Origin of the sequence: Billgrantia saliphila (genome assembly GCF_002930105.1) — a bacterium.
Classification (GTDB): Bacteria; Pseudomonadota; Gammaproteobacteria; order Pseudomonadales; family Halomonadaceae; genus Halomonas; species Halomonas saliphila.
On the sequence record NZ_PJRN01000007.1, the window covers coordinates 114,508 to 136,836 of the forward strand.

The 22,329-nt window shown below is 65.8% G+C and carries 17 protein-coding genes; 10 read left to right on the forward strand and 7 right to left on the reverse strand.

The window, feature by feature from the left end; translation table 11 throughout:
* The first annotated feature begins 637 nt into the window (after positions 1 to 637).
* A complete protein-coding gene (locus tag CYJ07_RS09830; RefSeq protein WP_104203518.1) occupies positions 638 to 2,017 on the forward strand; it encodes an NCS2 family permease in 1,380 nt (459 codons plus the stop codon).
* Between the two features lie 232 nt (positions 2,018 to 2,249).
* Here the strand turns inward: CYJ07_RS09830 and CYJ07_RS09835 are convergent, their stop codons facing one another.
* From CYJ07_RS09835 to CYJ07_RS09860, 6 genes are all read right to left on the reverse strand, one after another.
* A complete protein-coding gene (locus CYJ07_RS09835; protein ID WP_104203519.1) occupies positions 2,250 to 3,248 on the reverse strand; it encodes an adenosine deaminase in 999 nt (332 codons plus the stop codon).
* A gap of 28 nt (positions 3,249 to 3,276) precedes the next feature.
* Positions 3,277 to 5,010: a thiol reductant ABC exporter subunit CydC gene (gene cydC, locus CYJ07_RS09840; RefSeq protein WP_104203520.1), complete on the reverse strand. Its 1,734-nt coding sequence runs from the start codon at positions 5,008 to 5,010 to the stop codon at positions 3,277 to 3,279.
* Positions 5,003 to 6,682 (reverse strand): thiol reductant ABC exporter subunit CydD, encoded by a 1,680-nt coding sequence (cydD, locus tag CYJ07_RS09845; RefSeq protein ID WP_104203521.1) that lies wholly within the window; start codon positions 6,680 to 6,682, stop codon positions 5,003 to 5,005. Before cydD ends, cydC begins: the two co-directional genes overlap by 8 nt.
* Positions 6,683 to 6,685: 3 nt before the next feature.
* The gene (cydB, locus tag CYJ07_RS09850) at positions 6,686 to 7,696 is read right to left on the reverse strand and encodes a cytochrome d ubiquinol oxidase subunit II (RefSeq protein WP_104203522.1); all 1,011 of its coding nucleotides are present in this window, start codon (positions 7,694 to 7,696) and stop codon (positions 6,686 to 6,688) included.
* Between the two features lie 2 nt (positions 7,697 to 7,698).
* Positions 7,699 to 9,111, reverse strand: a complete 1,413-nt coding sequence (locus tag CYJ07_RS09855) for a cytochrome ubiquinol oxidase subunit I (RefSeq protein WP_104203523.1) — start codon at positions 9,109 to 9,111, stop codon at positions 7,699 to 7,701.
* A 272-nt stretch (positions 9,112 to 9,383) separates the two neighbouring features.
* On the reverse strand, positions 9,384 to 10,370 hold the full coding sequence (locus CYJ07_RS09860; RefSeq protein WP_104203524.1) for a calcium/sodium antiporter: 987 nt from the start codon (positions 10,368 to 10,370) through the stop codon (positions 9,384 to 9,386).
* Between the two features lie 137 nt (positions 10,371 to 10,507).
* On the opposite strand from CYJ07_RS09860, the gene CYJ07_RS09865 reads away from it, so the two are divergent.
* The 9 genes from CYJ07_RS09865 to CYJ07_RS09905 all read left to right on the forward strand — a co-directional run bounded on the left by CYJ07_RS09865 (position 10,508) and on the right by CYJ07_RS09905 (position 20,654).
* The gene (locus CYJ07_RS09865; RefSeq protein ID WP_231489594.1) at positions 10,508 to 11,854 is read left to right on the forward strand and encodes a PqiA/YebS family transporter subunit; all 1,347 of its coding nucleotides are present in this window, start codon (positions 10,508 to 10,510) and stop codon (positions 11,852 to 11,854) included.
* Positions 11,851 to 13,530 carry an intermembrane transport protein PqiB gene (pqiB, locus tag CYJ07_RS09870; protein ID WP_104203526.1) on the forward strand — a complete coding sequence of 560 codons (1,680 nt, stop codon included), beginning with the start codon at positions 11,851 to 11,853 and terminating at the stop codon, positions 13,528 to 13,530. Before CYJ07_RS09865 ends, pqiB begins: the two co-directional genes overlap by 4 nt.
* Positions 13,531 to 13,583: 53 nt before the next feature.
* Complete coding sequence (locus tag CYJ07_RS09875) at positions 13,584 to 14,168, forward strand: PqiC family protein (protein ID WP_104203527.1); 585 nt, start codon at positions 13,584 to 13,586, stop codon at positions 14,166 to 14,168.
* Positions 14,169 to 14,333: 165 nt separating this feature from the next.
* Positions 14,334 to 15,632 (forward strand): DEAD/DEAH box helicase, encoded by a 1,299-nt coding sequence (locus CYJ07_RS09880; protein WP_104203528.1) that lies wholly within the window; start codon positions 14,334 to 14,336, stop codon positions 15,630 to 15,632.
* A gap of 130 nt (positions 15,633 to 15,762) precedes the next feature.
* The gene (locus tag CYJ07_RS09885) at positions 15,763 to 16,314 is read left to right on the forward strand and encodes a hypothetical protein (RefSeq protein WP_104203529.1); all 552 of its coding nucleotides are present in this window, start codon (positions 15,763 to 15,765) and stop codon (positions 16,312 to 16,314) included.
* The gene (locus CYJ07_RS09890; RefSeq protein WP_231489595.1) at positions 16,307 to 17,518 is read left to right on the forward strand and encodes a CynX/NimT family MFS transporter; all 1,212 of its coding nucleotides are present in this window, start codon (positions 16,307 to 16,309) and stop codon (positions 17,516 to 17,518) included. Before CYJ07_RS09885 ends, CYJ07_RS09890 begins: the two co-directional genes overlap by 8 nt.
* 132 nt (positions 17,519 to 17,650) lie before the next feature.
* A complete protein-coding gene (locus CYJ07_RS09895; protein ID WP_104203530.1) occupies positions 17,651 to 18,703 on the forward strand; it encodes an asparaginase in 1,053 nt (350 codons plus the stop codon).
* A 71-nt stretch (positions 18,704 to 18,774) separates the two neighbouring features.
* Positions 18,775 to 19,011, forward strand: a complete 237-nt coding sequence (locus tag CYJ07_RS09900) for a DUF2789 domain-containing protein (RefSeq protein WP_104203531.1) — start codon at positions 18,775 to 18,777, stop codon at positions 19,009 to 19,011.
* Positions 19,012 to 19,091: 80 nt separating this feature from the next.
* On the forward strand, positions 19,092 to 20,654 hold the full coding sequence (locus CYJ07_RS09905; protein ID WP_104203532.1) for a sensor domain-containing diguanylate cyclase: 1,563 nt from the start codon (positions 19,092 to 19,094) through the stop codon (positions 20,652 to 20,654).
* Between the two features lie 127 nt (positions 20,655 to 20,781).
* On the opposite strand, the gene trhP is transcribed toward CYJ07_RS09905, so the two are convergent.
* Entirely contained in the window at positions 20,782 to 22,212 is a 1,431-nt protein-coding gene (trhP, locus tag CYJ07_RS09910; protein ID WP_104203533.1) for a prephenate-dependent tRNA uridine(34) hydroxylase TrhP, read from the reverse strand.
* Between the last annotated feature and the right edge of the window lie 117 nt (positions 22,213 to 22,329).

The following is a 22,329-nucleotide window of genomic DNA, read 5'->3' on the forward strand; positions in this document are numbered from 1 at the left end:
CCATGAGTAAACGGCTATGACCACCGGAGAAAGGTAGCACGTCGCAAGCTCAGTCTCCTAGAACAGGCCAAGGATCTGCAGAACGTCAGCAAGACCTGCAAGGTCCTTGGCTACTCTCATACCACCGGCATGAGCGGGCCCGAGGTAATAGCCTTCCTGGAACAACTTGCAGTTGGGTGGATGTGCTGGAAAAACGGTTTCCCGGGGTGCGAAGCCCGTCGGGCTGAGCCGTGAATTTCAGGGACGCTACCGCCCTGCTGGCAGAATGGATGACAATTTCCATCATCCCTAATGCGGCAACCCCGTGTACGTCCTAATCGCGTAAGCCATCTTCTGCGGCTTTTTATCTACCGTAACCAAGCGAAACGCTGAGGACAACGCCTACGTGCGGGGTCGGCCTGCCGTGCCTGGGCAACGACCGCAGAGAACTGTACCAGCGTCATCCCCTCTCCAGACTTTTTCCCCACCTCCTGCCTCTTCTACCACTCACTACGACCTTGGTCGCAAACCACCTGTCCAATCGGTCAAATATTGTCTAGGCTGTAGCCGGACACGCTTGACCAAACGGTCAGGCATGTCGCCGCCTCAACCAACAACGCTTATTCGACACCTCATCCAACAACAACGGACACAAGCTATGGAACCGACCTCCTCCACCCTGGCCGACAAGGCAGACGGCCAGTCCCTTGGGCAGGCCACAGGAAAGGCCCACTGGCTGGACACCTACTTCGGCGTGAGCCGGCGGGGTTCGAGCTTACGCACCGAGATCCTTGCCGGTATCGCCACCTTTCTGGCCTCGATGTACATCATCGTGGTCAACCCGGCGATTCTCTCCGACGCCGGCATCCCCTTCTCTGCAGCACTTTCCGCCACCGTGCTGATCAGCTTCATGAGCAGCCTGGCCATGGGGCTCTATGCGCGTAACCCGATCCTGGTGGCGCCGGGCATGGGCATGAACGCGTTGTTCACTTATACCCTGGTGCTGGGTGCCGGTCTGTCGTGGGAGGTGGCGCTGGGCTGCGTGTTCTGGTCCGGCGTGCTGTTCGCCACCCTAGCCATGTTCAACGTGCGCGAGGCGATCATCGAGGCCATTCCTCCCTCGCTGCGCTATGCCATTACCTGCGGCATCGGTCTGTTCATCACCTTCATCGGCTTCAAGAACGCCGGTTTCATCGTCGGCAGCGATGCCACCCTGGTCACGCTCGGCAGCATGGACGCCTCGCTGATCACCTTCTTCATCGGCATGATGGCCACCGCCATCCTGGTGATCATGCGCTTTAACGGCGCACTGATCCTGGGCATCGCCCTTACCACCCTGCTGGCGACGCCCATGGGACGTCTATGGGGCGGCGAAGTCGTGGTGGAGTGGAGCGGTCTGGCCGCCTGGCCGGACTTCAGCGCGGTGATGCAGGTGGATATTTGGGGGGCGCTGAAGGTCGCCTATCTGCCGTTCATCTTCGTGATGCTGTTCACCAACTTCTTCGATGCGTTGTCCTGCTTCATGGCGCTGTCCGAGTCGGCGGACCTCAAGGACAAGAACGGCAACCCGCGCAACCTCAAGCGCTCCATGACCGTCGATGCCTTCGCCTCGATGATCGCCGCGCCGCTCGGCACCAGTGCGGCGCAGACTTTCATCGAATCCGGCGCGGGCGTGGCCCAGGGCGGGCGCACCGGCCTGGTGGCGGTCACCATCGCCCTGCTGTTCCTGCCGTTCCTGTTCCTCTCGCCGCTGCTGTCGCTGGTGCCCGGCATCGCCACGGCGCCGGCGCTGGTGCTGGTCGGGCTGTTTATGTTGGCGCCGATCAGCAAGATCGACTGGACCCGGTTCGAGCAGGCGTTCCCCGCCTTCCTCGCCATCATCCTGATGCCGCTGACCTACTCGATCACCCTGGGCATCGCCTTCGGCTTCCTGAGCTTCGTGCTGATCAAGCTCGCCACCGGCAAGCTCTACGATATCAAGCCCGCCATGTGGGTCTCGGCCGCGCTCAGCGTAGTGATGCTGGTGACCACTCAATAAGGCACGACAGCCTGCCCAAAGGCGCCGGCCCCGGCCGGCGCCTTCCTAGGCAATGCGCAAAGCTACTGGCGGTGTACGGAGGCGTTGACGAGGCGAAAGAGCACCAGGGCCGCCAGGCCTCCTGCGTAGAGGCTCGGCATCAACACGCGCCGTGAGGTCCGAGCCTGCCCCAGCGACTCAGGGCAGGCAGGACGCCCCATCCGTTGCCCCCGCTCTGTCGGGGGGCTTCTCGTCATGGAACGCTGGCGGCCAGCTGGCGGTGCAGCTCGAGTCGCCTGGCGTCGCTGATGAAGGCGGCTTCGATCGCGGTCCCGGCCAACTGCACGAAAGTATCCTGTGACCACCCGAACGCCTCGTGACAAGCCAGGAAATTGTCCAGCATGCCGCCACCGAAATAGGCGGGGTCGTCGGAATTCAGTGTCAGCGCCAGCCCGGCTTCGAGCAGCTGCGGCAGAGGATGATCGCGCATACGCTCGACCACCTTGAGTCTCACGTTGGAGAGCGGGCAGACGGTGAGCACGATGCCCTCGTCGCGCAGCCGCGCCACCAGCTCCGGATCCTCCAGGCAGCGCACGCCATGGTCGATGCGACAGACATCGAGCAGGTCGAGAGCTTCGCGGATGTATTCGGGTGGCCCCTCTTCCCCCGCATGAGCGACACGGGGAATGCCCAGCATTTTCGCGCGCTGGAAGACGTCCGTGAACTTGGAGGGCGGATGGCCGCGCTCGGCGCTGTCGAGGCCCACGGCATCGAGCATCTCCCAGTAGGGCGCCGCGCTCTCGAGTACCTTCATCGCCTCGTCGGCCGGGCGGTCGCGCAAAAACGCCATGATCAACGCCGTGGACATGCCCAGCTCGCGCTCGGCCTCACGCCGCGCCAGGCTCAGCCCCTCCATGACCGCCTCGAGCTCGACGCCGCGAGCAAGGTGCGCCTGCGGGTCGAAATGCATCTCCACGTGCACCACCCCTTCGCCATGCGCCCGGCGGAAATAATCCATGGCCAGGTCGTGGAAGTCCTCGGCCGTACGCAGCACGCTCATGCCCTGGTAGTAGAGTTCCAGGAAAGAGGGAAGGTCGTCGAATTCATAAGCTGCCCGCACCGCCTCGACCGAGTCGTACGGCAGCGTGACGCCGTTTCGCCGGGCCAGGGCGAACATGAGCTCGGGCTCTAGCGAACCCTCGATGTGCAGGTGGAGTTCGGCCTTGGGCAGGCGCTTGAGAAGGTCACGCATGATTCACCTCGGTCGCCGATTCATTTCCTTATCCTGATGGATGCCCGTGATTTGCGCAATCGGTCAGCTTGCCCTGTTCGAGGCGCGCCTCGTGGGTGATACCAGGCGGATCGAAATCGCCTCCGTCGAGCTGATGTACCAGGTAGATCGCGCTCCGCCCCGCCAGCCAGGCGTCCAGGCGAGGCTTGATCCGGGCCACCGTGTCGGCATCCAGCCCGGCGAAGGGTTCGTCGAGAATCACCAGCCCCGGATCGCGCAGCCACAGTCGTGCCAGCGCCACGCGACGCGCCTGGCCGCCGGAGAGCGCCCGCCCGCCTTCGCCAACCGGCGTCTCCAGCCCACTCGGCAAATCCCGCGCCCAGTCATCCAGTGCGACCCACGCCAGCGCTTGCCACAGCTCTGCCTCGCTGGCCCGCGGCGCGGCCAGGCGTAGATTGGCCGCCAGGCTGCCCTGGAACAGGTCGACGCGCTGGCCCAGCAGCGCCACCCGCTCACGCAGCGCCCTCTCGTCGACATGCGCCAGCGGCACCCCGCCCAGCACGATCTCGCCTTCGCTAGGTGGCAGCCGGCGTGCGACGAGCGCCGCCACGCTGGATTTTCCCGCACCCGAGGCACCGCTCAGCGCAAGTCGCCGGCCCGACGCCAGCGACAGGTCGATCCCGCTCAGCGCAGGCTCCAAAGCGTCGGGATAGGACAGGCTCACGTTATGCAAACACAGCGACAGCGGCCCCGCCGGAAGCGGTTCGCTGCCGGACGTGGACACTGCCTCGCCGGCGCGCACCAAGGCATTGAGCCGGTCAGCGGCACCCCGGGTAGCGCCGAGGTGAGTGAAAGCCATGGGCAGCAGTGCCAGCGCCTCCCCACAGGCCAGCACCGCCAGCGGCATCATGACCATCACCGCCCCGCCGATGGCCTCCTGCTGCCAGGCCAGCGCCGCCAGCCACAGTGCTGCCAGCATGGCGAGCCCGACCGTCAGGTTGACCAGCGCCACGCCGAACCCCGCCCATCGCGCGAGGAATCTTTGGTCGTGCTGCAGTCGCGCCTCCTGCTCCTCGATGTGCCGACGGTGCCAGCCCTGGCTGGCGTAGGCTTCAAGTTCGGCCTGGCCCTGGAGGTGCTCGACGAGCTGACCGCGCAAGCGCTGTAGATGCGCCACCTGGCGGCGGCTGGCCGACATGCCGAGCCACGCCTGCCCTAGCGTCAGCCAGCCCCAGGCGAACAGCAGCACTGTCGCGACGACGATGCCCACCCAAGGCAGCCACAGGGACAGCAGGGCTGCGACCAGCAGCACCGCCAGCAGCGCCACGAGCGGTGGCGCCAGCAGGCGCAGGAAGAGGCTGTCGAGGGTATCGATGTCGGCGGTGAGCCGGTTGAGCCAATCGCTGGCGCGCTGGCGCGCGAGGCTACGCTCGTCCAGTCGGGCCAGCACAGCGAACAGGCGGCTGCGCAGGTCCGCCAGGAACCGCAGCACCGTATCGTGGTTGTAGAATCGCTCACCGTAGCGCGACACGGTGCGGCTGAGAGCGAAGAAGCGAATGCCCCCACCGGGCACGTAGACGTCGAGGCTGACGGCGAGCCCCGCGGCCAGGGCCAGCCCGGTCAGCGCGCTGGCGGTAATGAACCAGCCAGACAGGGCCAGCAGCCCCACCGCGGAGGCATGCGTTATCGCCAGCAGCAGCGTACCCAGCACCAGCCTACGCCGTCGCCGCGCGAACAGGCGCAGCCAGGGTACCAGGCTGGACCGCAGCGAAGGTTCAGGCATCGGCTCCCTCCTCCACGTTGGCGGGTAACCCCGCCGCCGTTAGTCTCAGGTGTCGTCCGGCCATGGCCATCAGCGCGGGATGATGGGTGGCGATGACCAGTGCCCTGCCCTCGGCGGCCAGCGCGCGTAGTGATTCGACCACCCGCGCCTCGGTGTCTTCGTCCAGGCTCGCGGTGGGCTCGTCGAGCAGTACCAGTGGCGCTCGGGAAAGAAATACCCGCGCCAATGCCACGCGCTGGGCCTGGCCTCCGGACAGCCCCACCCCACCCTCTCCCAGGCGGGTGTCGAGCCCCTCGGGCAGGGCGGCGAGCAGCTCCCCCAACCGCGCGCGCTCGAGCGCCTGCGACAGTTCGCTGTCGCTCGCTTCCGGCGCGGCCAGGCGCAGGTTGTCGGCCAGGCTTCCATGGATCAGCAACGGCCGCTGGTCCATCCAGGCAATGGCGAGTTCGGGACGGGTCAGACGCTGGCCTTCATCGGGGGCGACGAATCCCGCCAACAGCTGTAGCAATGCCGACTTGCCGGCACCGGAGGGACCGGTGACGACCACGACCTCTCCCGCCTGCACGACGACGTTCAACGGTCCCACTACCCGGCCTCGCCCCGGATGCGACAGCGTAGCCGCTTCAAGCGCGACCAGCCCCTTGCCGCCAACCAGGGGCTGCGGGTCGGCTCGATGCACCGGTTCGGCCAGCAGGGCCAGCATGCCGTCGGCGGCACCCAGGGCAGCCGCGCGATCGTGATAGTGCTGTGCCAGGCTGCGCAGCGGCTGGAAGAACTCCGGTGCCAACAGCAGTACCAACAGCCCGCTGAACAGCGTCAGCTCATCGGCCGGGCCGTAGTCGATATAACCCAGCAGGCCGAAACCGACGTAGATCGCCACCATGGCGATGGCCACCGAGGCGAAGAATTCGAGCACCGCCGACGACAGGAAGGCGACACGCAGGGTACGCAGGCTCAGTAGTCGGTAGCGATCCGCCGCCCGATGCACTTCTGCGGTGGCTTCGGCGGTACGGTGGAACAGCTGCAGCGTGGCGATGCCGCGTACGCGGTCGAGAAAATGCCCCGAAAGGCGACTGACCGCGACGAACTGCTCGCGGTTGAGCCGCTCCGCCCCCATGCCGATCAGCGCCATGAACAAGGGGATCAGTGGCGCAGCGAGCAACAGGAAGAGTGCCGCCAACCAGTCGAGCCACAGCACCACCCCAAGGATCAGCAACGGCACTGCCACGGCCAGGCGCAACTGCGGCAGGAAGCGGGCGAAATAGCCATCGAGCGCCTCGACCTGCTCCACCAATTGGCTGGCGAGCCCACCGCTATGCCTTTCGCCCGCCCGCACCGGCCCCAGGGCGGCGAGATGGTCGAGCAGCTCGGCGCGAACCCGTTGCCGGATGCGCAGGCTTGCCTCCTGGCCGGCCACTTCCTGCCCCCACTGGGACAAGGCACGCAGGGCCAGCACGCCTGCCAACAGCGCGAAGGTTTCGCCCAGCTCGCCCAGTGTGGCGCCCGCGATCAACATCCCGCTGACGATCCAAGCCAACAGCCCCATCTGCGCCACGGTGGCAGCACCGGCGCCGAAACCGGCCAGGGCGGCCAGCGCCAGCCAACCGCGCTGGCCGGCGGCATGCGCCGCCAGCCAGCGACGGGGTGTCGGTCGGTGGGCGTCGTCGTTCATGCGTCAGTGGTAGCCTTCGCCGGCGCGCACCTTGCCGCGGAACACCCAGTAGGACCAGAAGGTATAGACCAGTACGAAAGGCAGCACGAAGAGCACGCCGATCAGCAGGAAGAGCTGGGATTCCGGTGCGGAGGCTGCATCCCAGATGGTGTAGTTCGGCGGCACGATCCAGGGCCACTTGCTGACCACCAACCCCAGGTAGGTGAACAGGAAAGTGCCCAGGGCCGCGATGAACGGCAGCACCTCGTAGCCGCGGCGTGACGCCCAGTACACCGTGAACATGCACATCAGGGTCAGTGCCGGCAGCACCCAGATCACGTGCAGGTGGCCGAACCAGCGCTCCCACACGACGTCGTTCACCAGCGGCGTCCAGATGCTGATGATGGCAAAGATGACCAGCACGGCCAGCAACAGTGGCGTGGTCAGCCGGTAGGCCCACTGCTGGATGTAATCCTCCGACTTGAGGATCAGCCACGTGGTCCCCAGCAGCGCGTAGCCGATCATGATGCCGATGCCGGTCAGCAGCGTGAATGGCGTCAGCCAGTCGAACGGACCACCGACGTAGACACCGTTCTCAGTCTCGAAGCCCTGGATGTAAGTGCCCACCACGGCGCCCTGGGCGAAGGCCGCCACGGCGGAGCCGCCGCTGAAGGCCAGATTCCACAGACGCCGGCCTCGGCGGTCGCGGCGCGACTTGAAGCGCAGCTCGAAGGCCACGCCACGAAACACCAGCCCTGCCAGCATCAGGAACACACCGATATACAGCGCCGGCAGGAACACCGAGTAGACCAGCGGAAACGCCGCCAGCAGACCGGCGCCACCCAGCACCAGCCAGGTCTCGTTGCCGTCCCACACCGGTGCGACGGAGTTCATCATCACGTCGCGGGCGTCCTCGTCGGGGGCGAAGGGAAAGAGGATACCGAGCCCCAGGTCGAAGCCGTCCATCAGCACGTACATCATGATGCCGAAGCCGATGATCAGCGCCCAGATCAGCGATAGATCGAACATCTCCATGATCAGGCTCCCTCCTTGGACGGGTCGTCGTCGAACGGGGTGTGGGTCGCCGACCACGGCCGCTTGGGGGTCTCGAAGTCGTCGATCACCTTCTCCTCCTCCTTTTCCTGCATACCGTAGCGGATGACCCGCGTCAGGTAGTAAGTACCGGCATAGAAGATCACCGCATAGACCACCATGTAGCCGAGCAGCGTGAACAGCGCCATGCCACCGGTAAGCGACGGCGTGACGCCCTCCTCGTGCGACATCATGCCGTAGACCAACCACGGCGCCCGGCCCGACTCGGTGGTGATCCAGCCGGCAAGCACGGCGACGAAGGGAGTGACGGACATCAGCCGCAACGTCTGCAGGAAGGGGCGCGAATGGTAGACGCGGCCGCCGCGGCGCAGGTAGAGCCCCACCAACGAGACCGCGATCATCAGCAGGCCGAGGCCGACCATGACACGGAACGACCAGAAGATGATCGCCACCGGCGGCTGCTCCTCGGGGGGCGCCTCGACGATGCCAGGGATTTCGCCGTCCAACTCATGGGTCAGGATCAGACTCGCCACATAGGGAATGCCGATCTCGAAGCGGTTCTGCTGTGCCTCCTGATCCGGCAGCGCGAAGACCAGGAACGGTGCACCGCGCCGGGTCTCCCAGTTCCCCTCCATGGCGGAGAGCTTGACCGGCTGATGCTCGAAGGTATTGAGCCCGTGGAAGTCGCCCACCAGCGCCTGGGTCGGCGTCAGTACGAGCAACATCCATAGGCACATGGAGAGCGCCTTGCGGTTGGCCTCGACATCGCGCCCGATCAGCAGATACCAGGCACTGACGCCCGCCACCACGAAGCCGCCGGTGATGAATGACGCCATGGCCATATGGGCGAATCGAAACGGGAAGGATGGGTTGAAGATCGCATCGATCCACGAGGTGACCCGGAACGTGCCGTCCACCAGTTCGACACCGGCGGGAGTGTGCATCCAGCTATTGGCCGCCAGAATCCAGAAAGTGGAAATGAAGGTCCCCAACGCCACCATGATGGCGGCGAACAGATGCACCCCCTGGGGCACCCTGCCTCGACCGAACAACAGCACGCCAAGGAAAGCCGCCTCGAGGAAGAAGGCGGTCACCACCTCGTAGCTCAGTAGCGGTCCGATGAAATTGGCGGCCGCCTGGGAGAAGTTGCTCCAGTTGGTACCGAACTGGAATGACATGACGATGCCCGAGACCACTCCCATGCCGAAGGCGACGGCAAAGACTCTCGTCCACAGCAGCGCCAGGCGATCCCATGCCGGATTCTGGGTCTTGTAGAAGAGGCCGTGCAACACGGCGATGTAGGACGCCAGGCCAATGGTGAAGACGGGGAAGATGGCGTGGAAGGATACGACGAAGGCGAACTGCAGTCGCGACAGCAATAGCGGGTCAAGCTCCATGACGTTTGCCTCTTGGCTGCGTAGAGTTCACGTCTCAAGGCATGCGAATTGCACCGCAGTGCGTTGTTGTGCCTTGGGCAATGCCATCCTGGCTTGCCGTGGCGCATTTCACCTCGACACTCTGATGAGCCTAGATCAGGACACTCTGAAAGGGCAGCCGATCAGAGCAACCTATACATTCCGTTTCAATCCAGGCACAAAAATTGTGGCGCGGAAGGCGTCGCCATGCCATGCCCGCGCCACGGAAAAGGCTGTGTCGTGTTGACGCAGCCTCACGCCCCGGCCGAGGCCATGACCACCAGGCGCACCATGAAGGCGGTATAGCCGACGAACAGCGCCAGCAGCATAGCGCCCTCGATGCGGTTGATGCGCCCCGGACGCCCCTTCCAGCCGATGGCGAAGACGGCCATCAGTACCGTCATGACAGTCATCAGGCTCCAGTCGCGCATCAGCACCTCGCTGCCGACCTCGATCGGAGCGATGACTGCAGCCAGCCCTACCACGCCGAGCGTATTGAACAGGTTGGACCCGACCACATTGCCCACCACCAGGTCGTGCTCGTTGCGACGCAGCGCGCTGAAGGAGGATGCCAGCTCGGGCAGTGAGGTGCCGACGGCGACGACGGTCAGGCCGATGATCAGATCGCTGACGCCGAAGGCCTGGGCGATTTCGACGGCACCCCACACCAGCACCCGCGAGCTGAGCACCAGCAACGCCAGCCCCACGAACGTCCAGATCAGGCCAGCGCGCAGCGACATGGGGTGTACCTGCAAGCTCTCTTCAGTCTCGTCGGCGAGCGGATCGGGGCCGGAGCGCCGGGCCTGCCAGATGCTCAACGCGATCATGACCGCCAACAGCACCAGCAACACGACGCCTTCGAGACGACTGACGAGTCCGCCCCACATCAGCCCCGCCGACAGCAGCGTCACCGCCACCAGGATCGGCAGCTCACGACGAATCACGCCGGAATGCACGGCGAGCGGCGAGATCAGCGCCATCAGCCCCAGGATCAAGCCGATGTTGGCGATGTTCGAACCGTAGCCATTACCCAGCGCCAGTCCCGGGTTGCCCTGCGCGGCCGCCAGCGACGAGACCATCAGCTCGGGGGCCGAGGTGCCGAAGCCGATAACCAGCATGCCCACCAGCAGCGGCGACACGCCCAGACGGCGCGATGTCGCAGCCGCACCATCGACGAAGCGCTCGGCGCTCCAGACAAGCAGCACGAGACCCGCTGCCACGGCCAGTAGGGGAAAAAGCATCTCATCTCCTTGGGAACATTCAGGTGCGAATGTTTGTATATGGTACGCATCGCGTCAACGTGTCACACTTTTCCTGCAATCGTCTGGCCTCGAAGCATCAGGCCGGCATCTCATACAGTTTCCGGGGCAATTCATTCGTGCTCAAGCATATCCTGCGGCTACCCGCCGCCCCGGGCGAACCCCGGGTCGACCAGACGCCTCCCGAAGTGCGCACCTCGCGCCGCCGGTTGCGCGCCTGTCACGAGTGCGACTGGCTGATGGCCCTGCCGCCGCTGCGCCCCGGCCAGAAGGCGGACTGTCCGCGCTGCGGCCACATCCTGGCCACCCGTCACCACCGGCCGGCCCAGCGCAGCATGGCATTGGCGATGTCCGCCATGGTGGCCCTGCTCATGGCAGTCTCCTTTCCCTTCGCCAGCTTCAGCGTGAGCGGGCTGGGCAACCGCATCGAGCTGACCGAGACCGCCACCACCCTGATCGGCTTTCACCAGCCCCTCGTGGGCATCGCCGTGATCCTGACCATCGTGGTGCTCCCGGCCATCTACCTGGTGGGCGTGATCTGGCTGCAGCTGGGCCTGTTGCAGAACGAGCCACTGCCCGCCAGCCGCACCATTGCGCGCGCGCTGGCACACCTCCACCGCTGGATGATGGCAGACGTGTTCATCATCGGGGCGCTGGTCAGCCTGTTCAAGGTAGCGGGCATGGCCGATGTCGAGCTGGGACTGTCGTTCTGGGCCTTCTGCATCTTCGCCGTGCTGCTCCTGCTCACCACACAGTCCATCGATTCGGACTGGATGTGGTTCTCGCTGGCCGGCGAGCCGCTAGCTCCCGAGGGCGCCCGCACCGGGCGCACCGCGGCCAGCCAGGGTCTCGCCGGCTGCCCTACCTGCGGCCTGGTCAATCGCCTCGATCCCATGGGGCGCGGCCATTGTCAGCGCTGCGGCGAACGCCTGCACTCCCGAACTCCGCACAGTCTCCAACGCACCTGGGCGCTGCTGGTCACCGCCGCCCTGATGTACATACCGGCCAACCTCTATCCCATCATGACCACTACCAGCCTTGGACAATCATCGCCTTCCACCATCATCGGCGGGGTGGTGGAACTGATCCAGATGGGCTCCTGGCCGGTCGCGGCGGTGATCTTCGTCGCCAGTGTCATCGTTCCGGTGGGCAAACTGGTGGCGCTGGCCTGGCTGTGTCTGGTGGTCAAGCGCAGCGCCGAGCTCAACGCCGTCACCCGCACCCGGCTCTATCGTCTGACCGAATTCATCGGCCGCTGGTCGATGGTCGACGTCTTCGTCGTCGCCATCCTGGTGGCTCTGATCCGTGCGGGTTCGCTGATGTCGATCGCCCCCGGTCCCGCCGCGCTGGCGTTCGCCGCGGTGGTGGTATTGACCATGCTGGCGGCCATGACCTTCGATCCCCGCCTTATCTGGGACACGCCCCCGCCGCGTGACTCCCGCCATACGCAAGGAACGTCCGGATGAGCGAGACACCGCGTGAGCAAGAGCCACCCCGGGAGATGCACCGCGCCAGAGCGACTCCCCAGCGACGCCTGTCACCAATCTGGATCGTCCCGATCGTGGCGGTGCTGATCGGCCTTTGGCTGGTCTACGACAACTACCGCAGCCGTGGCCCGGTGATCACTCTAACCATGAGCAGTGCCGAAGGCATCGAAGCCGGTAGCACCCTGATCAAGACTCGCAACGTCGAGGTGGGTCGCGTCGAGCGCGTACAGCTCTCCGAGGACCTCAGCCATGCCGTGATCACCGCGCGCATGTCGCCCGAAGCCGAGCCCATGCTCACCGAGGGCAGCCGCTTCTGGGTCGTCAAGCCACGCATCGGCCGCGAAGGGATCAGCGGCCTGGGCACCGTCCTCTCCGGTGCCTACATTCAGCTCGAGCCAGGCGGCGGAGAACCCGGCGTGCGCGAGTTCCAGGTCAGCGACCAGCCCCCCGTGGCTCCAGCCGACGCCGCCGGCTTGCGAGTCAACCTGATCAGCCAGCTTGGCAACTCGCTGCGCGCCGGCGACCCGGTGACCTACCAGGGCTATACCGTGGGACGCGTGGAGGAGGTCGACTTCGATCCCGACAGCCGGCGCATGAATCAGCGGATCTTCATCGAGAGCCCCTATGACCGTCTGGTCACCGAGAACACCCGCTTCTGGTCGGCCAGCGGCGTCGATCTGCGCCTCGACGCGGATGGCTTTCGCGTCAACGTGGAGTCGCTCGAGGCGCTGCTCGGCGGCGGTGTCACCTTCGGCGTCCCCGACGATCTGCCGCGGGGACGCCCCGTCGAGAATGACACCAACTTCAATCTCTATGCCGACGAAGAGAGCGCACGCCAAGGAACCTTCAACCGCTATCTGGAATACGTGCTGCTGGTCGAGGACAGCGTGCGCGGCCTGTCGCGCGGAGCGCCGGTGGAGTTCCGCGGCGTGCGCATCGGTACCGTGGCCGCCGTTCCATGGCAGTTCACCGCCAGCCAGCCCAATACCCGCGAAGGGTTTGCCATTCCCGTGCTGATTCGCATCGAGCCGCAGCGTCTGGGTATCGAGAACCAGGAGATCGACCTCGAAGAGTGGGACGAACGCTTCCACCGCCTGTTCGGTCGCGGACTGCGCGCATCGCTCAAGTCGGGCAATCTGCTCACCGGCGCGATGTTCGTCGACATCAATTTCTACCGCGAGGAGGCGGAGGACTACACGGCGGCGACATTCAGCGAGCGCGACGTTTTCCCCACCACTTCCACCGGTTTCGCCCAGATCGAGGCCCAGGTGACGAGCTTGCTGGAGAAGCTCAACGCTCTCGAGATCGAGCCGCTGCTGGCCGGGCTCGACCGCAACCTCGCCACCTCCGAGGCCATGCTCAACGAGGTTCGCGAACTGAGCGAATCGCTGCAGGAGGTGCTCGACGACCCGGGAACCCGCAACCTGCCTTCCAACCTCAACGACTCGCTGGAGGCGTTGCGCGAGACGCTGGAGGGCCTGTCGCCCGATTCCAATGCCTACCGCGAGCTGACCAGCGCCGCCGAACGTCTGGAGCGCCTGATGCGCGACCTGCAGCCGGTAACCCGCACGCTCAACGAGAACCCGCGTGCCCTGCTGTTCGACAGCCTCGAGGCCGAGGACCCGCAGCCCAGGGCACCGCGGCGCGGTCAGTAGAACAAGGAGTGATTGGTCATGCCGATGAAAGCTTTTTCTCGTGGGAGACGCATATGAAGTCGATGTTCTGGTCGTTGCTCCTGGCCGGCGCGCTCGTGATGAGCGGCTGCGCCTCATCCACGCCGCCGGCCAACCGTTTCATGCTGCCGGGCAGCGAGGCCACGCCGGCGCCGACCGGCCAGGCCGAGCACGTGCTGCTGGTCCAACCGCCGCGCCTGGCGCACTACCTGGACGTAGACGGCATCGTGCTGCAGCTCGACGATATCACCCTCAATGCCGCCCGCCAGCACCTCTGGGCCGAACCGCTGGGACGACAATTGGAGCGCGGTTTGCGATCGCGGCTGGCCGAGCGCCTGCCGGATACCCGCGTGGTCCGCGACGAAAGCGGCACGGGGCGCGGCGATGCCATGCGCCTGCGGCTGGAGGTCGATAGTTTCCAGGGCCGCCACGATGGCGTGGCCATCGCCAGCGGACAATGGCAGTTGCTGGCTCCCGACGGTCGCCTGGCGGCCATGGAGCGCTTCCACGCCGAGACGGAGCTCGACGACGACGGCTACCCGGCGCTGGTGCGGGCGCTCGGTCGCAGTTGGGATCGGGTCGCCGACGATATCGCCAGCGGGATACGCCGTGACCGATGATGCACGACGTGGCTGCGCCGCCGGCCAGCTTGTGGCATACTGCCCGCTCGCGGCGACCCGCAGTCCCTCCTGCCGCGCCCTGAACCGAATTTCTCACGCCCCGGCCCGGGACTGGCCATGTGTCGAACGCGCATGGCGCGGCCAGGGCGCATCTGCGGAGACCGCATGATCTTTTCCGAACTCGGCTTACGAGCCGAACTGCTGCGTGCCGTCGAGGCGCAAGGCTACACCACACCGACCCCGATCCAGCGCCAGGCCATTCCGGCGGTGCTCAAGGGCGGCGACCTGCTGGCCAGCGCCCAGACCGGTACCGGCAAGACCGCCGGCTTCACCCTGCCGATGCTGCAGCGTCTGGCCGACGGCCCGCGGCCCGGCAAGCGCCAGGTACGTGCGCTGGTCCTGACCCCGACGCGCGAGCTGGCCGCCCAGGTCGGTGAGAGCGTCGCCGACTACGGCCGCCACCTCACCCTGAAGAGCCACGTCATCTTCGGCGGCGTTGGCCAGCAACCCCAGGTGGACGCCATTCGTCCGGGCCTCGACGTGCTCGTCGCCACCCCCGGCCGCCTGCTCGACCTACACCAGCAGAAGCATGTGGATCTCTCCTGCGTGGAGATCCTGGTGCTCGACGAAGCCGACCGCATGCTCGACATGGGCTTCATCCACGATATCCGCAAGGTGCTGCGCCTACTGCCCGAGAAGCGACAGAATCTGCTGTTCTCCGCCACCTTCTCCGACGAGATCCAGACCCTGGCGGACAAGCTGCTCGACAACCCCGCGAAAATCGAGGTGGCAAGGCGTAACACCACGGCCGAGACCGTCGATCAGGCGATCTATCGCGTCGATCGCGACAAGAAGCGCGACTTGCTGGCCCATCTGATCACCCAGCACGCCTGGCATCAGGTGCTGGTATTCACCCGCACCAAGCACGGTGCCAACCGCCTGGCCGAGCAGCTCTCCAAGCAGGACATACCGGCCATGGCGATCCATGGCAACAAGAGCCAGTCGGCACGCACCAAGGCGTTGGCGGCATTCAAGTGCGGCGACCTGCAAGTGCTGGTGGCGACTGACATTGCGGCCCGCGGCCTGGATATCAGCGAATTGCCTCATGTGGTCAACTTCGAGCTTCCCAACGTCGCCGAAGACTACGTCCACCGTATCGGCCGCACCGGCCGCGCCGGCAGCGAAGGCCAGGCGGTATCGTTGGTATGCGTCGACGAGCACAGCCTGCTGAAGGGCATCGAGCGCCTGATCAAGCGCGACCTGGAGAAGCGCATCGAGCCGGGCTTCGAGCCCGATCCCAACGCGAAGCCCGAGCCGATCGAGAACGGCCGCGGCCGAGGGGGGCCGCGTAACGATGGCCAGCGTCGCCAGGGCGGCGCCTCGCGTGGACAGCCCGGCGAGAAGCGCAGCGACAGCGAGGCCCGCGCCCCGCGGCGGCGGCGCAGCCGAGCTCGACGGGCCTGATCGCATACTGCCCTGCGCCGGGCTTGGTAGGGTCGGCGAAATGTGGGAATGTATATGATTCCCATAGCGGCAGCGGAGAGGCCTGAGTGGACGCGGCGGCAAGCGCATCGGCAAGTGAGGAGGCTCGACAATGCTCAAATGGCTGACCGGAAGGCAATCGATTCCGGTCTGGGTCATCAAGCAGATCGACGACAATCTGCTGCACCTTTGCGGCCAGGGTAGCGTCGAGCCTCGGGCGAAACGCAGCGACGTGATCGAAACCCTGCACGCCGCTCGCTACCAAGGCGCCGTGAGCATGGCCAACGGTCTGGTGCTCAACGCCCAGCTGTTCGCTGCGCTGGCGCCGCTCGAAGCCCTCCAACTGGACGATCAGGGCCATGCCCATTGGCGCGGCCGTACCTGGTATGTCTCCCAGGTGCCGCAGCGCTGCTGGACTTACGATGGTTCGCTGGTGTCCCAGCGTCAGGCGCAAGGCAGTCAGGAAGTGTTGATCAGCGTCGAGGACGTCTCGGGCATCAGCCGTCACATCCAGGGGGCCGCCACCCCTGGCAGCGTCGACTTCGGACCGCCCGGTGTCGATGAGCACCCGCTGATCGAACCGCGTGACCGCGAGGGGCGTGCCTCCACGCCTCGTGACCGCCACGATCGACAGTTCGGTCGCTCGCGGGATCGCAATGACTGAAAGCCAATCATCGACGCGGCGTGTCGCGCTTTTCCTCTTGCTGATGGTGCTGGTCGGGCTCAACCTGCGCCCAGCCCTTTCATCGCTCGCGCCGCTGCTCGCCCGCATCCAGGCCGATACCGGTCTCTCCGCACTGGCCATCGGTGCTTTGACCACCCTTCCGGTCCTGTGTCTTGGTATCTTTGCGCCGCTCGCGCCGTGGCTGTCCAAGCGCCTGGGGCCGGAGATCACTCTCTCGCTCGCCCTCGTCGCGCTAATCCTCGGATTGCTGATACGCGGCGCGCCGTACGTCCCGCTCCTGTTCCTGGGCACCCTCCTGGTGGGGGCCGCCATCGGCATTGCCGGCACATTGCTGCCGGCCCTGGTCAAGCGGGAACTGCCCGCCGGGGCCGACCTGATGACCGGCGTCTATACCATGGCCCTGTGTCTCGGTGGCGCCCTCGGTGCCGGGCTGAGCATTCCTCTGGCGGAACTCTGGCAGGGCTGGCGCCCCAGCCTGGCCAGTTGGGCACTTCTCGGCGGCGTGGCGCTGGTGGCCTGGGTCGCCCTGATGCCGCGCAGCTCTCGTGGCGCGGCCGTTGCCACGCCCGGTGGCTCCATGCGGGACCTGCTCGGCCAACCGTTGGCCTGGCAAGTGACGATCTACATGGGCACCCAGTCCTCGCTGGCCTATATCGTGTTCGGCTGGCTGCCCACCCTGCTGCTACAGCGCGGCTACAGCGAATCGGAGGCCGGCTGGTTCATGGCCGCCTCGGTGCTGGTGCAACTGGTCTCGGCGCTGGGGGCGCCCTGGCTGGCACGCCTGGGACGCGATCAACGTCCTGCCCTGTTGCTTGTCCTCGGCTGCGTCGGCGCCGGACTGTGGCTGCTGTTGCAGGGCCCCATTGCCTGGCGCTGGCCGGGCGTCGTGCTGCTCGGCCTGGGCCAGGGCGGCAGCTTCAGCCTGGCCTTGACCCTGATCGTGCTGCGCACGGCCAACTCACGCCTTGCCGGCAAGCTTTCGGGACTCGCCCAGGGCGGCGGTTATACGTTGGCCGCCACGGGGCCGCTGGCCGTGGGCATGCTGTTGCAAATGGAGGTGGGCTTGACCGCCATTACGGCGACCTTGCTGCTGATCGTCGCGGTGGCCGCCGGCTTCGCCATGCTGGCAGGGCGCAACAGGCGTCTCGACGTGGACGTCGGGGGGCGCCTGGCCACTCATTGAACTCGCCCCTCATTGGATAAGAAGTATCTTCTCTACGACGACACCGAGAGCGCCTGGTGGTGAGAACCACGACGCCAGCCGCTATGATGAGCCGCTCAGCCCAATTGTTCTTCCCCGTCGCCAGGAGCCTGCATGAACGTGACCACCCTCGACGAACGCCCTGTGCTGGTTCTCTACACTGGCGGCACCCTGGGCATGGTCACCACACCACAAGGTCTGGCTCCCGGCGGCGATATGGAGGGACGCCTGCGGCGTGCCCTCGACACGCTGCCACCCACGCGCCGAGCCGCTCTGCCACGTTTCGTGTTTCGCCCGATCGAACCGGCCATCGATTCCAGCGCCGCCACTCCCCGCGACTGGCAGCAGTTGGGGCGCTGTATCGCCAGCGCCGTCGGTGATCACGCCGGCGTCGTGGTCCTGCATGGCACCGACACCTTGACCTGGTCGGCCTCCAGCCTGGCCTACCAGCTGCAAGGGCTCGATCGTCCTGTGGTGGTCACCGGCGCCATGCTTCCGCTCGAGGCAGAGGGCAGCGATGCGCTGGACAACGTCGAGCTGGCCCTGCGTTTCGCCGCCGAGCCTCGCCTGCAGGAGGTTGCGATCGCCTTTGCCGGCCGCCTGCTGCGCGGTGTCCGTGCGCGCAAGTGGCATAGCGCAGCGCCATCTTCCTTCGATAGTCCCGACTATCCTCCGCTGGGCGAGCGAGTCGACGCCGACGCCGTGCTCTTCCCCGGTCGTGGTCTCGAGGCCCAGCAGCGCGGCGCCCCGCGGTTCGAGCTTCCCGACTATGGCCCACTGGCCGACGGCGGCGTCGTGCGCATCGCCCTGTGGCCAGGCATCCAGGCCTGGCAGGTCGAGGCCTGGCTGTCCGACGATCGGGTCCGGGGCGCGCTGCTGGAAGTTTGGGGTGCCGGTAACGTGCCGCCGGATCCGGCACTGCTGGGCGCTTTGGCCCGGGCCAGCGGCGAGGGCAAACTGGTGGCGGCGGTCAGCCAGTGCACCGCCGGCGGCGTTGCGCCGGGCCATTACGCCGCCGGCCAAGGACTGGCCCAAGCCGGCGTGCTCTCGAGCGACACGATGACTCCCGAGGCCGCGTTGACCAAGCTGGTCCATCTTCTGGCCCAGCCGCTGGGCGACGACGAACGGCGGCGGCGTTTTCTCACCCCCTTGGTGGGCGAGCGCTGATCCAGGCCTTGCCTGGTCAGCAATGTGGACAGATGCCAGGCTGTAGGGTAGCCACCAAGAGGAGATGACCCATGGAACAACCGGTCCACCCTTTTCACGAACTCTTCGAGCAATTGGGGCTGCCCGCCGATGAGACTTCGATCAAGGCATTCATCGAGCGCAATGCGCCGCTGCCACCCGAGATGGCTTTGTACCAGGCTTCCTTCTGGACACCCGCTCAGGCCGAGTTCCTGTACGCGGCGGTGGAAGACGATGCCGACTGGGCCGAGGTCGTCGACCATCTCGATGCATCGTTGAGGAAACGCTGAGAGACCCAACGTTTACGTAGCAGCAAGTTTGTTAGGATAACTTCGGGTCAATCAATAACAACCGACAGGCAGGGAACATCATGCCGCTCGATAGGATATCGACCGCCGCGCAAGACGGCGCGACTGGCCCCGCGACTACCGATCTCCCCCCGCTTCCCGACGCCCTACGCCAGCGTCTAGCCGACTGCCGCAGCCTGCCCAGCCTGCCGGCCGCCGCGGCCCGGGTCATCAGCATCGCCCGCTCGCCGGAACCGCGCCTGGCGGACTACGCGCGCGCCATCGAGCAAGACCCGGCGCTGACTCTGCGCCTGCTCTCCATGGCCAACAGCGCCTTCCATGCCCGTGGCGGCAACCCGGTGACCAATGGCCTCGACGCCGTTTCCCGCATCGGACTCGACGCCACTCTGACGGCCGCCTTGAGCTTCGGCCTGCCTCGCCCCGGTTCGGGCGAAGCGCTCGAGTACGAATACCTGTGCCAACGCGCCGTCATCGCCGCCTCGGCGGCCCAGGAGCTGGCCCAACACTTGTGCCCTCACGAGGCCGGCCAGCTCTTTACCACCGCCTTGCTGCAGGACATCGGTATTCTGGCGCTCGAGGCAGTGGATGGTGAACGCTACACCGATCACATTCCGGGGGTTCGCCAGCACCAGAGCCTGGTCGATGCGGAGCTGGCGATCTACGGCTGCGACCATGCTCTGGTCGGCGCCTGGCTGGCGCTCAGCTGGGGTGTGCCCGGCCCCATGGCGGCGGGCATCATCGCCAGTCATGGCCCACTCATCGATGGCGATCCGCACAGCCTTTGCCTGCGTCTCTCGTGTCGTATCGCCGACTGCTGGCTGGCCGCGGACTCGGCCTCCGCGTTTAGCGCTCTCCTACGTCAGCTGCCCTCTCTGGCCTCGCTGGACATCGTCATGCTGATGACGGTCATGCAGGAACTCCAGCATCGCCTCCCCTCGTTGGCCAAGCTGTTCGAGATCACCTGCCCGCCGGCCATCGACAGCCTTCACCTGCTGGCCGAAGCCAAGGAGCTGCTGTTCGAGCAGAACCTGCGCATGACCATGCGACTCGCCGAGCAGCAACGCGAGTTGGAGGCACTGCATGCCAGCCACGTCGCCCTAGATGAGCAGCACCGCACCGATCATCTGACCCAGCTCGCCAACCGCACCTGGCTGGAAAAACGGCTCGATCAGCATTTCGAGTGCGCCCGTGCCGCCGGGCAGCCACTGTCGGTGATGTTCATCGATCTCGATCACTTCAAGCGCATCAACGATCGCTACGGACATCGCTTCGGCGACGAAGTGCTGATCCACTTCGCCGCCGCGCTCAACAACATGGTGCGGGAGAGCGATATCGCCGGTCGCTACGGCGGCGAGGAGTTCCTGGTCATCATGCCCAATACCCGCCGCCAGCATGCCGGCCTGCTGGCCGACCGCATCCGTGAATACCTGGCCACGCAGCCATTGGCCCAGGCCGATGGCGAAGCCCTGCACGTGACCGCATCGATCGGTATCGCCGACCTGGAAGATGGTGATTTCGATTCTGCCGCGTCGCTGGTCGATGCTGCCGACCAGGCCATGTATAGCGTCAAGCACGGTGGCCGAGACGGAGTGGGACATTACGAAGAGCCTGACCCCGCCTCCTGAGCCCGCCTGACCGTGTGCGGAACGAGGATGAAAAGCGTGATAACACGGAGGGCGGCCATCCGGCCGCCCTCGTCATGCTGCATTGTCATGTGGCTCAGCGATGATGCGTGCACCGCGCGAGCGACACCTAGCCGGGCAAGTCACGCATCAGCAGCGCGAACTCGATGCGCTCCGGTGCAATGGCCTCGCCCGGCACGGGAATACGCACCACATGACCGGAGCCCGGAGCCGCCTGCACCGATTCGCCACGCTTGTTCTCGATGTACGCGAGGTTGAAGCGTCGATTGCCACCGGGCAGCATCAGCTCCATGCCGTCGCCGACCTCGAAGCGGTTCTTGACGTCCACCTCGAGCACGCCGCGGTCGGGGTCGTAGCCGATCACTTCGCCGACGAACTGCTGGTGCACGCCCACCGAGTTGCCCCGTTCGTAGTTCTGATACTCATCGTGCACATGACGGCGATAAAACCCCTCGGTGTAGCCGCGGTTGGCCAGGTTGTCGAGTTCGTCCATCAGACGCAGGTCGAAGGGTCGCCCCGCCACGGCGTCGTCGATGGCGCGACGGTAGACCTGGGCGGTGCGCGCCACGTAGTAGTGCGACTTGGTGCGCCCTTCGATCTTGAGCGAGGTGACGCCCATTTCGGCCAACCGGGGCACATGCTGCACCGCGCGCAGGTCCTTGGAATTCATGATGTAGGTGCCGTGCTCGTCCTCGAAGATCGGCATCAGCTCGCCGGGGCGGGTGGCATCCTCGATCAACGCCGAGAGCTCGTCCTGGCCTTCGACGCCACCGGCGGTCGCTGTGGTTTCGAAGCGCGGACTACCGCCACCGGAGGCGATCAATCCACCCGCCTGACCACCATGCGCTGGCGTCCAGACGCCGCTCGCCGCATGGGCGGCCGCCGAGTTGGCCGGCACCAGGTCACCGGTCTCGTCCTGGGCTGCGGCTACGGTGTTGTATTGCCAGCGGCAGGCATTGGTGCAGGTTCCCTGGTTGGGATCACGATGGTTGAAGTAGCCGGAGAGCAGGCAGCGCCCGGAATAGGCGATGCACAGCGCGCCGTGGACGAAGGTCTCGATCTCCAGATCGGGACACTCGGCGCGGATCTCGGCGATTTCCTCGAGCGACAACTCCCGCGACAGAATGATGCGGCTGATGCCCTGACGCTGCCAGAACTTCGCCGCGGCCCAGTTGACCACATTGGATTGCACCGAAAGGTGGATCACCTGATCGGGCCAGCGATCACGGATCATCATGATCAGCCCCGGGTCTGACATGATCAGCGCGTCGGGACCCGCCTCGATCACCGACTCCATGTCACGCAGGTAGGTCTTCAACTTGCTGTTGTGCGGCGCGATGTTCGAGGCGACGTAGAACTGCTTGCCGCGCTCGTGAGCATAGGCAATGCCCTTGTGCAGGTTGTCGATCTTGAAATCGTTGTTGCGCACGCGCAGCGAGTAGCGCGGCTGACCGGCGTAGACAGCGTCGGCGCCGTAGGCGAACGCATAGCGCATGTTCTTGAACGTCCCCGCGGGGGAGAGCAGTTCGGGAGCTTTCATAGGAGTTCACCGTTTGCAGGACGATGCGAGATTACCTGAGAACTGGCTATGCTCGGTCAGGCAGTCCCGAAAGTAGATCAGGGGGCGGGATTATAGCAGCACGAGCGCCGTGCCAGC

Excerpts from the sequence above, each read along its gene's own strand:
- CYJ07_RS09830 (WP_104203518.1), top strand. The coding sequence starts at position 638 with ATGGAACCGACCTCCTCCACCCTGGCCGACAAGGCAGACGGCCAGTCC.
- CYJ07_RS09835 (WP_104203519.1), bottom strand. The coding sequence starts at position 3,248 with ATGCGTGACCTTCTCAAGCGCCTGCCCAAGGCCGAACTCCACCTGCAC.
- cydC (WP_104203520.1), bottom strand. The coding sequence starts at position 5,010 with ATGCCTGAACCTTCGCTGCGGTCCAGCCTGGTACCCTGGCTGCGCCTG.
- cydD (WP_104203521.1), bottom strand. The coding sequence starts at position 6,682 with ATGAACGACGACGCCCACCGACCGACACCCCGTCGCTGGCTGGCGGCG.
- cydB (WP_104203522.1), bottom strand. The coding sequence starts at position 7,696 with ATGGAGATGTTCGATCTATCGCTGATCTGGGCGCTGATCATCGGCTTC.
- CYJ07_RS09855 (WP_104203523.1), bottom strand. The coding sequence starts at position 9,111 with ATGGAGCTTGACCCGCTATTGCTGTCGCGACTGCAGTTCGCCTTCGTC.
- CYJ07_RS09860 (WP_104203524.1), bottom strand. The coding sequence starts at position 10,370 with ATGCTTTTTCCCCTACTGGCCGTGGCAGCGGGTCTCGTGCTGCTTGTC.
- pqiB (WP_104203526.1), top strand. The coding sequence starts at position 11,851 with ATGAGCGAGACACCGCGTGAGCAAGAGCCACCCCGGGAGATGCACCGC.
- CYJ07_RS09875 (WP_104203527.1), top strand. The coding sequence starts at position 13,584 with ATGAAGTCGATGTTCTGGTCGTTGCTCCTGGCCGGCGCGCTCGTGATG.
- CYJ07_RS09880 (WP_104203528.1), top strand. The coding sequence starts at position 14,334 with ATGATCTTTTCCGAACTCGGCTTACGAGCCGAACTGCTGCGTGCCGTC.
- CYJ07_RS09885 (WP_104203529.1), top strand. The coding sequence starts at position 15,763 with ATGCTCAAATGGCTGACCGGAAGGCAATCGATTCCGGTCTGGGTCATC.
- CYJ07_RS09890 (WP_231489595.1), top strand. The coding sequence starts at position 16,307 with ATGACTGAAAGCCAATCATCGACGCGGCGTGTCGCGCTTTTCCTCTTG.
- CYJ07_RS09895 (WP_104203530.1), top strand. The coding sequence starts at position 17,651 with ATGAACGTGACCACCCTCGACGAACGCCCTGTGCTGGTTCTCTACACT.
- CYJ07_RS09900 (WP_104203531.1), top strand. The coding sequence starts at position 18,775 with ATGGAACAACCGGTCCACCCTTTTCACGAACTCTTCGAGCAATTGGGG.
- CYJ07_RS09905 (WP_104203532.1), top strand. The coding sequence starts at position 19,092 with ATGCCGCTCGATAGGATATCGACCGCCGCGCAAGACGGCGCGACTGGC.
- trhP (WP_104203533.1), bottom strand. The coding sequence starts at position 22,212 with ATGAAAGCTCCCGAACTGCTCTCCCCCGCGGGGACGTTCAAGAACATG.